Source organism: Dactylosporangium maewongense, assembly GCF_039531485.1.
GTDB classification, from domain to species: Bacteria; Actinomycetota; Actinomycetes; order Mycobacteriales; family Micromonosporaceae; genus Dactylosporangium; species Dactylosporangium maewongense.
Genome location: NZ_BAAAQD010000014.1, coordinates 1 through 12,643 on the forward strand (window position 1 = coordinate 1; position 12,643 = coordinate 12,643).

The window sequence follows — 12,643 nt, forward strand, 5'->3', positions numbered from 1 at the left end:
CTCCCGATACAACCGCACGGCACGCTGCCGCAGATCAGGTGAGTACTTCTTCGGTGCTGGCACGAATCTTCCTTCCCATGGCCATCAGACCATGATCAAGAAGCTCCATGAAAGCGGGGGTGGCTCACAGTGACGGCGCAGCTGCGGTGTGCGCCGGACCAGTTGATCCAAGGGATGGATCTGGCGGTGCGGGTGGCCATGACCGCACTTGATCGAGTGCTCGGGATCGGCGACCGCGCTGTTGCGGTGTGCGCCGGCCCGGTTGATCCAAGGACGGATGTGGCGGTGGGGGTGGCCAGGGTTGTCCTTCGATCGGGTGCTCGGGATCGGTGTGTGCACGGTGTCGGGTGGCTGGCCGTCGCGGGTGCTGGCTTGATCCAAGGACGGGTCTGGTCGTGCGCGCGGCCAGGGTTGTCCTTGGATCATGTGGTCGAGTCCGGCGGGGGAAGCTCAACGGGGCCGTTGCCCTGGTCCGGGTGCGGTGGTGCGTTCGGTGACGGGGCTGTTGCCTGGTCCAGGGGTGGATCTGGCGGTGCGGGCAGACGCTGTTCGCCCAGCCGCCACAGACGTTGATCAATGCCCGGCTTTGCGGCTTTTGTCCACAGGCGGTGTGGGATCCGGGGCGGGTTGAGTGATCGAGCTGTGGGTGGATCGCGCAACGTCCATCGCGAGGCGGGGGCATGCGGGGTATTGGTCAACGTCTGTTCGCTGGGTGCGGGTCGGGGCTGACGGGGTCCGTGATCCGGGAGGGTTTGTGCAGCCCAGGTGGCGCAAGGTCTTCCGGAGCATGGGGAGCCCTGGTCACTGCGGAGGACGGCCACCGGATGCGGCGCGCATGCGCCGCTTGGCCTGGCTCGCGCCTCGGTGCGGGCAGTGCGTCGCGGAGCGGCGCATTGGGGTGCGGGTGGGGATCCCCGCAGGGGTCCGCCGCGGCAGCGGTGGGGGGAATTACAGCTTGAGCTGGGGAAACGCGGTAACGTTCAGAAAAGGGTCAACTTCCGTTGGATTCAGCAAAAGTTTGGTAACGGGAGATAGAAGACCTAGACGCGGCGCTTCGGAGGGCCTAAAGTCTCGACGCAACACGGGTGTAACGCATGGCACACGACCCGGCAACCGGCACCTCAGCGGAGGTGTGGTGGTGTAGCCGCGTGTCGCGGACGCCTGCCTGCGACCAGATGAGGAGGTGCCATTGTGAACACGGTCAGTGCGGTAGACGGCCCCGTTCAGTCGCGCCTGCTCCGCTTGTTGCGGGACACCGGTGCGTTGTCGCGTGCGGAGCTGGCGGATCGCCTGGAGGTGCCGCGGCCGCGGCTGCTTGCGGACCTGGACGCGCTCGTCGCGACCGGGCTCATCCGCGAGGCGGGCCCGGCGGCGAGCCGGGGTGGTCGCAGGTCGACGCTGGTGGAGCTGAACCCCGATCTGCGGTTCGCCGCGGTGGACCTGGGGGCGAGCTCGATCGACGTCGAGATCACCGATGGGCGGCTGGAGCCGGTCGCGGCGTACGGGGAACCCGCCGACATCAGGTCGGGACCGAAAGTAATACTGCAACGGGTCAACGAGATTCTGCACAAGTTCCGTGTGGATGGCTCGTTCGAGCGGTTGCACGCGATCGGCATCGGCGTGCCAGGGCCGGTCAGTTTCCGGGACGGCGTTCCGGTCTCGCCACCGATCATGCCCGGCTGGGACAGGTTCCCGGTGCGGGAGGTGCTCGGGCGCGAGTTCAACTGCCCGGTCGTCGTCGACAACGACGTGAACATCATGAGCATCGGCGAGCGCTACGGCGGCGTCGCGCACTCGGTGGACAACCTGCTCTTCCTCAAGGTGGGGACCGGCATCGGGTGCGGCATCTACCTCAACGGTGAGGTGTACCGGGGCACCGACGGGTGCGCCGGCGACATCGGGCACATCCAGGTCGACAGTCACGGGCCGGTGTGCTCGTGCGGCAACGTCGGCTGCCTGGAGGCCTTGTTCGGTGGCGGCGCGCTGGCGCGTGACGCGACGGCGGCGGCCCGCAGCGGTGCCTCACCGGCGCTCGCGGACCGGCTGAACGCCAACGGCATCGTGACCGCCAAGGACGTCGCCGACGGCGCCGCCGAGGGTGACGTCACGTGCATCCGCCTGATCCGTGACGGTGGGCGCCGGGTGGGTGGGGTGCTGGCCGGCCTGGTCAGCTTCATCAACCCGTCGATGATCGTGATCGGCGGCGGTCTCGCCGGCCTCGGTCACATCCTGCTGGCGGAGATTCGTAGCGTCGTCTACCGGCGTTCGCTTCCCCTCGCGACCGGCAATCTGCCGGTCGTCCTGTCCGAGCTCGGCCCCCGCGCCGGCGTTGTTGGCGCCGCGGTCCTGGCCAGCGAACTCGCATATGGACGGCCATCATGACAACTACGGACGACATCGTCCTGAAACTTACCGATGTGGTGAAGACCTTCCCCGGCGTCCGTGCGCTCGACGGGGTCCAGCTGGAGGTGCGGGCCGGGGAGGTGCACTGCCTCCTCGGGCAGAACGGCGCCGGCAAGTCCACGCTGATCAAGGTGCTCTCGGGCGCGCACACCCCGGACTCCGGCGAGATCATGTGGCTGGGTCAGCCGGCCACGTTCAACAGCCCGCAGACGGCCATGAAGGCCGGCATCGCCACCATCTACCAGGAGCTCGACCTCGTCGACGGCCTCAGCGTCGCCGAGAACATGTACCTCGGTCACGAGCCGCACAGCGCCGGGTTCGTCGCCCGGCGCACCATGCGCCACGGCGCGGCGGAGATCCTCGCGCGGCTCGGCCACGCGGAGATCCCCGTGGGCCGGGAGGTCGGCAAGCTGCCGGCCGCCGCGAAGCAGATCGTGAGCATGGGCCGGGCGCTGTCCCGCGAGGCGCGGCTGCTCATCATGGACGAGCCGAGCGCCGTGCTCGCCCACGACGAGGTGCAGAACCTGTTCCGCATGGTCCGCGCGCTGACGGCGCAGGGCATCGCGGTCATCTACATCTCCCACCGTATGGAGGAGATCCGCGAGATCGGCGACCGCGTGACGGTGCTCAAGGACGGCCGCACCACGGCGGCCAACCTCGACGCGAAGGCCACGCCGACCCGCGAGCTGGTCAGCAAGATGACCGGCCGCACCATCGAGTATGTCTTCCCGGATAAATCGGATAAGTCGAATAAGTCGGACAAGCCGGCGGAAGAGCTGCTGCTCAGCGTCGATGGCTTGAGCCTGGAAGGGCGGTTCAGCGACATCTCGCTGAACGTCCACGCGGGGGAGATCGTCGGGATCACCGGCCTGGTCGGCTCCGGGCGGTCTGAGGTGCTGGAGACCATCTTCGGCGCCCGCCGCGCCACCGCCGGCACGGTCGCGATCGAGGGCAAGGTGCTGCGCAAGGGCAGCGTCAACGCCGCCGTGAAGGCCGGCATCGGCATGGCCCCCGAGGAGCGCAAGAGCCAGGCACTGCTGCTCGGCGAGCCGATCTACCGCAACGTCACCCTCGCCGGGTTCACCCGCTTCGCCCGCGCCGGCTTCACCGACGCCGGGCGCGAGCGCTCCGAGGCCCAGAAGATCACCCAGGGCCTCGACCTGCGCCCGAACGACGTCCGGCGCCCCGTGCGTACCCTCTCCGGCGGCAACCAGCAGAAGGTCGTCGTCGGCCGGTGGCTGCTGGGCGGCACCCGGCTGCTCCTGCTCGACGAGCCCACCCGAGGCGTCGACGTCGGCGCCCGCGCCGAGCTCTACCAGGTGATCCGCAGACTCGCCGACGAGGGTGTCGGTGTGCTGCTCGTGTCCAGCGAGGTGCCCGAGGTGCTGGGCCTGTCCGACCGCGTGCTCGTCATGCGTGAGGGACGGCTCGTACGGGAGGCTCCGGCGGACGAACTCGACGAAGACACCGTGCTCGACCTCGTGATGGCCGGCTCACTGCTGGACGGGGCCGATATGGCGAGCACCGCCCCTGAAGGGACCGCAGCATGAGCACCGCGACCACACCGTCCGCCGACTCCGTGGAGCTGAGCAAGGGCGCGGCGAGCGCCGCCGGGCAGGGCTGGTTGCAGCGGGACGGTGCCGACTCCGTCAAGCGCAACCTCGCCCTCATCGGGGTCCTGGTGCTGCTGCTGATCATCGGTGCCGTCACCCGTCCCGACATCTTCCTCGACCTCGACCGGCTCTGGTCCAACGAGCTGACCGTGCTGACCCAGGCGTCCAGCATCGGCGTGATCGTGGTCGGCATGACGTTCGTGATGATCAGCGGCGGCATCGACCTGTCGGTCGGCGCGCTGCTGGCCCTCGCCAGCGTCTGGTGCACCACCGTGGCGACCCAGGACATGGGGCCGGCCGCGATGGTCTTCACCGCGCTCGCCGTCGGTGCGGCCGCCGGCCTCGTCAACGGCGGCCTGATCGCCTACGGCAAGCTGGTGCCCTTCATCGCGACGCTCGCCATGATGCTGTCCGCCCGCGGTCTCGCCCAGAACATCTCCGGGTCGCACACCCAGATCACGTCGGACCCGTTCATCAAGAGCCTCGCCGGCGACCGGCTGCTCGGCGTCCCGTACATGGTCATCATCTTCGTGGCGGTCACCGCGCTCGGCTGGGTCCTGCTCAACCGCACCACCTTCGGCCGCCGCACCATCGCGATCGGCGGCAACGCCGAGGCCGCCCGCCTGGCCGGCATCAACGTCCGGTTGCAGACGATGCTGCTGTACGTGCTGTCGGGCCTCTGCTGCGGCATCGCCGCGCTGATGATCGTGTCGCAGACGACCTCCGGCAGCAACACCCACGGCGACCTGTACGAGCTCAACGCGATCGCCGCCGCGATCATCGGCGGCACCGCCCTCACCGGCGGCCGCGGCACCATCGTCGGCTCGCTCCTCGGCGTGCTGATCTTCACCCAGATCACGAACCTGTTCATCGTCAACAACCTGCAGCTGGACGTCCAGCGGATCATCAACGGCGGCATCATCGTCGCCGCGGTCCTGATCCAGCAGTTCCGGGTCGGCTCCTTCTTCCGGACCCGCCTCAACAGATAGGCACCTCGGTCCCACCTCGATAGGGCGCATCGCCACCGAACACCCAGCACCGCCGTCGCGACGGCAGTGTGGATCAACACGCCCAAAATGCAGCAAAACCTACCCGCCCCCCATCCCACAGACGACCAGGAGGTCGTGATGAGCGCATCCTCGGGTGACATGTCCCGCCGCAAGCTTCTCCTCGGCGGGGCCGCCCTCGGCGCCGGTGCACTGCTCGCCGGTTGCACGTCCAACGACAAGAAGGACGACGACGCCGGCACCAACACGAAGGTGAACGCCGCCGCCTCGGAGGCGCCCGGCAAGGCCGTCACCATCGGCTTCTCGGCCCCGGCCGCCGACCACGGCTGGATCGGCGCCATCACCGCGAACGCCAAGGCGCAGGCCGCCAAGTTCTCCGACGTGACCCTGAAGGTCGTCGACGCCGGTAAGGACGCCCCCGCGCAGATCGCGGCGCTGGACACCCTGATCGGCTCGAAGCCCGACGCGATCGTGCTGCTGCCGCAGGACGGCGCGCAGCTCACCGAGATCGGCAAGAAGGCCACCGCGGCCGGCATCATCGTCATCAACCTCGACCGGGAGTTCTCCGACTCGGCCGCCTCGTTCTCGCTGATCAAGGGCGACAACTACGGCATGGGCATCGCCGCCGGCAAGTACATCGGCGAGAAGCTCAAGGGCAAGACCGACGCCGTCATCGGCGAGATCCCGGGCATCGACGAGCTCCAGCTGACCAAGGACCGGTCGAAGGGCTTCGCCGACGCGCTCAAGACCTACGGCCTGACCGTCAAGCACCGGGTCGCGGCGGGCTTCACCGTCGAGTCCGGGCAGAAGGCCGCGGCGAACCTGCTGCAGGCCGCGCCGAAGCTCGACGCCGTGTGGAACCACGACGACGACCAGGGCGTCGGCGTCCTCGCCGCGATCCAGCAGGCGGGCCGCAAGGAGTTCTTCATGGTCGGCGGCGCCGGCTCCCGCGACGCGATGGACCACATCAAGGCCGGCGACTCGGTGCTGACCGCGACGGTCACCTACCCGCCGTCGATGGCGTCCTCGGCGATCATCCTGGCCCGCCTCGCCGCCCAGGGCAAGGGCATGGGCGACCTGGTCGAGCTGCAGGTGCCGAAGCTGATCGTCCTGCAGTCCGAGACGATCACGAAGGACAACGTCGACAAGTACCTGCCGCTCGGCTTCAAGTCCTAGCAGGTCGTCAGGTAGAGCCAACCACCAGAAAGGAAACCGCCAGTGTCCACTCAGGGCAGCAGCGGGGAGCTGCGCGTCGGCATGGTCGGATACGCATTCATGGGCGCCGCGCACTCACAGGCGTGGCGCACCGTGAACCGGGTCTTCGACCTGCCGGTGCGGGCGACCATGGTCGCCGTCTGCGGCCGCGATGGGGCGAAGGTGGCGGACGCCGCCAGCCGGCTCGGGTGGGCCGAAGCGGTGACCGACTGGCGCGAGCTGATCGCCCGGGACGACATCGACGTCATCGACGTCTGTACCCCGGGCGACAGCCACGCCGAGATCGCCATCGCCGCGCTCGAAGCGGGCAAGCACGTGCTGTGCGAGAAGCCGCTCGCCAACACGGTCGAGGAGGCGCGCGCGATGGTCGCGGCGGCGGCGAAGGCCCGGGCGCTCGGCGTCCGGTCCGCCTGCGGGTTCAACTACCGCCGGGTCCCCGCCGTCTCGTTGATGCGCAACCTCATCGCCGACGGCCGGCTCGGCGCCATCCGGCACGTCAGAGCCGTCTACCTGCAGGACTGGATCACCGATCCCAACTTCCCGCTCGTCTGGCGGCTCCAGAAGGACAAGGCCGGCTCGGGCGCGCTCGGCGACATCGGCGCGCACATCATCGACCTGACCCAGTTCGTCACGGGCCAGCAGATCACCGGCGTCACCGGCATCACCGAGACGTTCATCAAGGAGCGCCCGCTGCCGGAGGCGTCCAGCGGGCTCTCCGCGAGCGCGGGCGCCACGACGGGTGAGGTCACCGTCGACGACGCCGCGGTCTTCGTCGCCCGGCTCTCCGGCGGCGGCCTGGCCACCTACGAGGCGACCCGCTTCGCGACCGGCCGCAAGAACGGGCTCAAGGTCGAGATCAACGGCGAGCTCGGCTCGCTCGTCTTCGACCTGGAGCGGCTCAACGAGCTCGAGTACTACGACGCCACGAAGCCGGCCGCCGAGCAGGGCTTCAGCCGCATCCTGGTGACCGAGGGCGAGCACCCGTATCTCTCCGCCTGGTGGCCGCCGGGCCACATCATCGGCTACGAGCACTCGTTCACCCACGAGATGCGGGACTTCATCGAGGCGGTGGCCACCGGGCAGGACCCGACGCCGTCGTTCGAGGACGCGCTGCAGGTACAACTCGTGCTCGACGCCGTGGAGAAGTCCGACGCCTCCTGGGTCAGCGTGCTGGCATGAACGATCCCTACGCTCCCACTCCGGCGGACCGGTTCTCGTTCGGGCTCTGGACGGTGGGCTGGCAGGCCCAGGACGTCTTCGGCTCGGCGTCCCGCGCGGCGCTCGACCCGGTCGAGTCCGTGCACCGGCTCGCGGAGCTGGGGGCGTACGGGGTGAGCTTCCACGACGACGACCTGATCCCGTTCGGCAGCGACGAGACCGTCCGGGACAAGCTGATCGGCCGCTTCCGCGAGGCCCTCGACACCAGCGGCATGGTGGTGTCGATGGCCACCACCAACCTGTTCGGCCACCCGATCTTCAAGGACGGCGCGTTCACCGCCAACGACCGTGCCGTCCGCCGGTTCGCGCTGCAGAAGGTGCTGCGCAACATCGACCTCGCCGCCGAGCTCGGCGCGCCGACCTACGTGCTGTGGGGCGGTCGCGAGGGCGCCGAGTCCGGTGCCGGCAAGCAGATGCGGGCGGCGCTCGACCGGTACCGCGAGGCCATCAACGCCCTGTGCGCGTACATCCGCGAGCGTGGCTACGACATCCGCCTCGCCATCGAACCGAAGCCCAACGAGCCCCGCGGCGACATCCTGCTGCCGACGATCGGCCACGCCCTCGCACTGATCTCGACCCTGGATGAGCCGTCGCGGGTGGGGCTCAACCCCGAGGTGGGGCACGAGGAGATGGCCGGGCTCAACTTCGCCCACGGCATCGCCCAGGCGCTGTGGCACGGCAAGCTCTTCCACGTCGACCTCAACGGCCAGCACGGCCCGCGGTTCGACCAGGACCTGCGGTTCGGCGCCGGCAACCTCCGCGGCGCCTTCTGGACCGTCGACGTGCTGGAGAACAGCTCCGGCTACCCGACGGCCTACGCGGGACCCCGCCACTTCGACTACAAGCCACCACGTACCGAGGACGCCGCGGGGGTGTGGGTCACCGCCGCGGCGTGCATGCGCAACTACCTGATCCTCAAGGACAAGGTCCGTACGTTCCGTGACGACCCCGAGGTGTCGGCGGCGCTCGCGACGGCCCGCGTCGACGAGCTTTCGGTACCGACGCTGATGCCGGGGGAGTCGCTCTCGGCGCTGCGGGCCGAGGAGATCGACGTCGAAGCGGTGGCCGCCCGCGGGATGGCCTTCGAACGCCTCGACCAGCTCGCCATGGAACACCTCCTGGGGATCAGGGGATGAGCACCGCATAAACGAAGCTTTTCCTCGCCGGCAGCGAGGGCCTTGCCGCGGTTGCGCCCCGCGGCAGGGTAGCCGGCGGGGAAGGGTCCGTCGGGCCGGCGCGGCACGTGTGCCGCGCCGGCGGACGGGCAACAACTGAAGACGACATCATGACGGCGCGACGGCGCGCGCTCACGCCCATCGTGAAGGATCTGTCATGCCCAGAAGCACAGCCCGGAACTGGTTCGCCGCCGCTACGGCGGGCCTGCTCGCCGCGGCCACACTGAACCCGGTGCCCGCCAGCGCCGCCGACGCCCCGTACAAGGTCCTGGTCTTCTCGAAGACCGCGGGCTTCCGCCACTCGTCGATCCCCAACGGCATCGCCGCCGTCCAGTCGCTCGGCTCCACCAACAACTTCACCGTCACCGCCACCGAGGACGCCGCCGCGTTCACCGCCGCCAACCTGGCCCAGTACCAGACGGTCGTCTTCATGTCGACGACCGGGGACGTGCTCAACGACGCCCAGCAGACCGCGTTCGAGGCCTACATCCGTGGTGGCGGCGGGTACGTCGGCGTGCACGCCGCGGCCGACACCGAGTACAGCTGGCCGTTCTACGGCACGCTCGCCGGTGCCTGGTTCGCGTCGCACCCGGCGATCCAGCAGGCGAGCGTGAACGTCGAGGACCGCAGCCACCCGGCCACGGCCCACCTCGGCGCCACCTGGACCCGCACCGACGAGTGGTACAACTACCAGACCAACCCGCGGGCCACGGCGCACGTCCTGGCCTCGCTCAACGAGTCGTCGTACTCGGGTGGATCGATGAGCGGCGACCACCCGATCACCTGGTGCAAGACCATTGACAGCGGCCGGTCGTTCTACACCGGCTTCGGGCACACCGAGGAGAGCTACGCCGACACCAACTTCCGCAACCTGCTGCTCGGTGCCATCCGGTACACGGCGAAGCGCGTCGACGGCGACTGCGCGGCGCCGGTCCAGCCGTCCGGCAGCGTCTACCAGGCCGAGGCGTGGTCGGCGACCGGCGGCGTCCAGGTCGCGAACCACGCGGCCGCCGTCGGCGGCAAGACCGCCGGCTACATCGACAACAACGACTGGATCTCGTTCACCGGCGTGAACCTGTCCAACGTCACCGGCGTCAGCCTGCGCTCGTCGTCGGCCGGCGCGGGCGGTACCGTCGAACTGCGCGCCGGAAGCACCACCGGCACCCTGCTCGGCAGCGCCGCGATCGCCAACACCGGCAGCTGGGAGACCTTCCGCGACGTGTTCACGCCGCTGTCGACCAACGCCAGCACCTCGTTGTTCCTGGTCTTCCGGGGCACCGGCAGCTCCCTGTTCGACCTCGACCAGCTCACCCTGACGCGCTCCGCCACGACCCGCCAGGGCGAGGCGTGGTCGTCGATGAGCGGCCTGCAGGTCGCCGGGCACGCCCCCGCCACCGGTGGGCAGACCGCCGGGTTCATCGACAACAACGACTGGGCCGCGTACACCGGACTGTCGCTGGGCACCGCCGCCGGCGTCCGCGTCAAGTGGTCCTCGGCCGGCCCCGGCGGCACGATCGAGCTCCGGGCCGGCTCGGCGACCGGCGCGCTGCTCGGCACGCTCGCGGTCGCCAACACGGGCAGCTGGGACACGTTCCGCACGGCCTCGGTCGCTCTGGTCCCGAACGCGTCGACCACGCTGTGCCTGGTGTTCCGCGGCGGCAGCGGATCGCTCTTCGACGTCGACGAATTCACGGTGTTCAGCGCCTGAACTTCGGTCGCGGGTTCTCCCGCGACCGGACAGACGGGTGGCGGGGTCGCGACGCCGACCGGCCCCGCTGTCCGGGCCCCGTCCGCTCGGATGCACCACAGCACCTGCACAACGTCCCGGGTGGTGACGCCGACTCCCCCCGTGGCCGGGCAGGTGCGATCCGGGCGGACGGGTCGCCTTTTTTTGGCTGTTGTACTGGCATCGCCTGGTTCCTAAACTGGGTGTTGCACCTGGTCGGCCCTTGGACAGGTGCGGGTGGGAGGCGCAACCCACCCGCGCCGCTGTTTGCGTTCATCGGCCTCTTTTCAGGTCTCTCCCTCGCGCCCTCATCACCGCCGTTACACCGGAGGAACTCTCATGGCGCGTCCGATCACGCTGTTTACCGGCCAGTGGGCCGACCTGCCCTTCGAGGAGGTCTGCCGGCTGGCCTCGGAATGGGGCTACGACGGCCTCGAGATCGCCTGCTGGGGTGATCACTTCGAGGTCGACAAGGCGCTCTCCGACGAGTCCTACGTGGACCGCAAGCTGGAGACCCTGGCCAAGCACAACCTGAAGGTCTACGCGATCTCCAACCACCTGGTCGGCCAGGCCGTCTGTGACCACCCGATCGACCAGCGGCACCAGGGCATCCTGCCCGCCCGCATCTGGGGCGACGGGTCGCCGGAAGGCGTCCGCCAGCGGGCCGCCGCCGAGATCGCCGACACCGCCCGCGCCGCCCGCAAGCTCGGCGTCGACGTGGTGGTCGGCTTCACCGGCTCGTCCATCTGGCACACCCTGGCCATGTTCCCGCCCGTGCCGCCGCAGATGATCGAGGACGGCTACCAGGACTTCGCCGACCGGTGGAACCCGATCCTCGACGTCTTCGACGAGGTCGGCGTCCGCTTCGCGCACGAGGTGCACCCCAGCGAGATCGCCTACGACTACTGGACCACCAAGCGCACCCTCGAGGCGATCGGCAACCGGCCCGCGTTCGGCCTCAACTGGGACCCGTCGCACTTCGTGTGGCAGGAGCTCGACCCGGTGAACTTCATCTTCGACTTCGCCGACCGGATCTACCACGTCGACTGCAAGGACGCGAAGGTCCGCACCGGCGACGGGCGCCGCGGGCGGCTCGCCTCGCACCTGCCGTGGGCCGACATGCGCCGCGGCTGGGACTTCGTCTCGACCGGCCACGGCGACGTACCGTGGGAGGACTGCTTCCGGGCGCTCAACGCGATCGGCTACAACGGCCCGATCTCCATCGAATGGGAGGACGCGGGCATGGACCGCCTCATCGGCGCGCCCGAGGCCCTCTCGTTCGTGCGCCGGCTGGCGTTCGACGCCCCGGCGGCCGCCTTCGACGCGGCGTTCTCGTCCTCGTCCTGATCCTGCACAGACGAAAGGCCGGCCTCGCGGCCGGCCTTTCGTGTCTTTGTCGCTTCTTTCGCTTCTTCCGCTTAGTAGCTGGTGCCGCCGCTGGGGGTCGTCTTGGACGGACCCGTGGTCGCCAGCACGTCCCGCTCGATGGCCGGCGTGGTGGTCGTCTCCGAGGAGCCCATCAGCCGCTGCCCGAGATCGCTCTCGGCGAACCGGCTGTTGGCCAGCTTGTCGGTCACCATGGTCTTGCCCTCGCTGTAGAGCCGCGTCGCCTGCTCCTGAACGACCCCGGCGGCTTCCTGCACCGTCGGGCTCTCCTTGATCTTCAGGGCAGTCGCCTTGAGCTCTTCGTACTTCTCCCGACCGGCCCGGGCGCCGAGCACGAAGCCCGCGGCCAGTCCGCCGAGGAACAGTAGCTTGCCGCGCATAGCGACGAACCTCCTTCTGAGCGGCGCCCGGTCATCGTTACGTCTTCAGCGCCGTCCTGGTCCTGAGTTACCCGTCCATCCTCGTTCCGACACATCGATCATGTACCCGTTTGCCGAGATCTGGCACACGATGGGATGGTCTCCGCCGCGCCGCGCACAACCCGCTGGCGCGACCCCGGGGTGCGTGCTGTACTCTTTGCCGGTCGCCCTGATTCACCGGGTTTCCTGGGGGTCTGAGCGCTGCAATCCCGCGTAGCTCAATTGGCAGAGCAGCCGGCTGTTAACCGGCAGGTTATAGGTTCGAGTCCTATCGCGGGAGCTCCAAACGGCCCCTTACCGGGGCCATTTTACTGCCCGGACCCTTTCCGGGCGGCGTCCCGCTTGCGCAGGTCGGTAAGCTTGCCATCGCTCGGGGCGGTAGCTCAGCGGGTTAGAGCAGGGGACTCATAATCCCTCGGTCGCGGGTTCGAGTCCCGCCCGCCCCACAGTGCTCCGCGCACGGCTGCGCCGTGCTCCCCAG

General features: G+C 69.2%; 9 protein-coding genes and 2 tRNA genes. 10 read left to right on the forward strand and 1 reads right to left on the reverse strand.

All coding sequences use genetic code 11. From position 1 onward, the window contains the following. Positions 1–1,263 precede the first annotated feature (1,263 nt). The 8 genes from ABD332_RS31835 to ABD332_RS31870 all read left to right on the forward strand — a co-directional run bounded on the left by ABD332_RS31835 (position 1,264) and on the right by ABD332_RS31870 (position 11,704). The gene (locus ABD332_RS31835; RefSeq protein ID WP_425552318.1) at positions 1,264–2,382 is read left to right on the forward strand and encodes an ROK family protein; all 1,119 of its coding nucleotides are present in this window, start codon (positions 1,264–1,266) and stop codon (positions 2,380–2,382) included. After that, positions 2,379–3,953 (forward strand): sugar ABC transporter ATP-binding protein, encoded by a 1,575-nt coding sequence (locus ABD332_RS31840; RefSeq protein ID WP_344506038.1) that lies wholly within the window; start codon positions 2,379–2,381, stop codon positions 3,951–3,953. Before ABD332_RS31835 ends, ABD332_RS31840 begins: the two co-directional genes overlap by 4 nt. Then, positions 3,950–5,005, forward strand: coding sequence for an ABC transporter permease (locus ABD332_RS31845; RefSeq protein ID WP_344506039.1), 1,056 nt, complete (start codon positions 3,950–3,952; stop codon positions 5,003–5,005). The genes ABD332_RS31840 and ABD332_RS31845 overlap by 4 nt, the downstream gene beginning before the upstream one ends. Positions 5,006–5,143: 138 nt before the next feature. Then, complete coding sequence (locus ABD332_RS31850; RefSeq protein ID WP_344506040.1) at positions 5,144–6,199, forward strand: substrate-binding domain-containing protein; 1,056 nt, start codon at positions 5,144–5,146, stop codon at positions 6,197–6,199. Positions 6,200–6,280: 81 nt separating this feature from the next. After that, the gene (locus ABD332_RS31855) at positions 6,281–7,417 is read left to right on the forward strand and encodes a Gfo/Idh/MocA family protein (protein WP_344506335.1); all 1,137 of its coding nucleotides are present in this window, start codon (positions 6,281–6,283) and stop codon (positions 7,415–7,417) included. After that, the gene (xylA, locus tag ABD332_RS31860) at positions 7,414–8,592 is read left to right on the forward strand and encodes a xylose isomerase (protein ID WP_344506041.1); all 1,179 of its coding nucleotides are present in this window, start codon (positions 7,414–7,416) and stop codon (positions 8,590–8,592) included. Before ABD332_RS31855 ends, xylA begins: the two co-directional genes overlap by 4 nt. 196 nt (positions 8,593–8,788) lie before the next feature. After that, entirely contained in the window at positions 8,789–10,339 is a 1,551-nt protein-coding gene (locus ABD332_RS31865; RefSeq protein ID WP_344506042.1) for a ThuA domain-containing protein, read from the forward strand. 357 nt (positions 10,340–10,696) lie between these two features. Beyond that, positions 10,697–11,704, forward strand: a complete 1,008-nt coding sequence (locus ABD332_RS31870; protein ID WP_344506043.1) for a sugar phosphate isomerase/epimerase family protein — start codon at positions 10,697–10,699, stop codon at positions 11,702–11,704. Between the two features lie 71 nt (positions 11,705–11,775). On the opposite strand, the gene ABD332_RS31875 is transcribed toward ABD332_RS31870, so the two are convergent. Beyond that, complete coding sequence (locus ABD332_RS31875) at positions 11,776–12,123, reverse strand: hypothetical protein (RefSeq protein ID WP_344506044.1); 348 nt, start codon at positions 12,121–12,123, stop codon at positions 11,776–11,778. Between the two features lie 246 nt (positions 12,124–12,369). On the opposite strand from ABD332_RS31875, the gene ABD332_RS31880 reads away from it, so the two are divergent. Together ABD332_RS31880 and ABD332_RS31885 are read left to right on the forward strand one after the other, a co-directional pair. Then, positions 12,370–12,442: transfer RNA gene (locus tag ABD332_RS31880), tRNA-Asn, on the forward strand. 92 nt (positions 12,443–12,534) lie between these two features. After that, positions 12,535–12,608: transfer RNA gene (locus ABD332_RS31885), tRNA-Ile, on the forward strand. Positions 12,609–12,643: the final 35 nt, after the last annotated feature.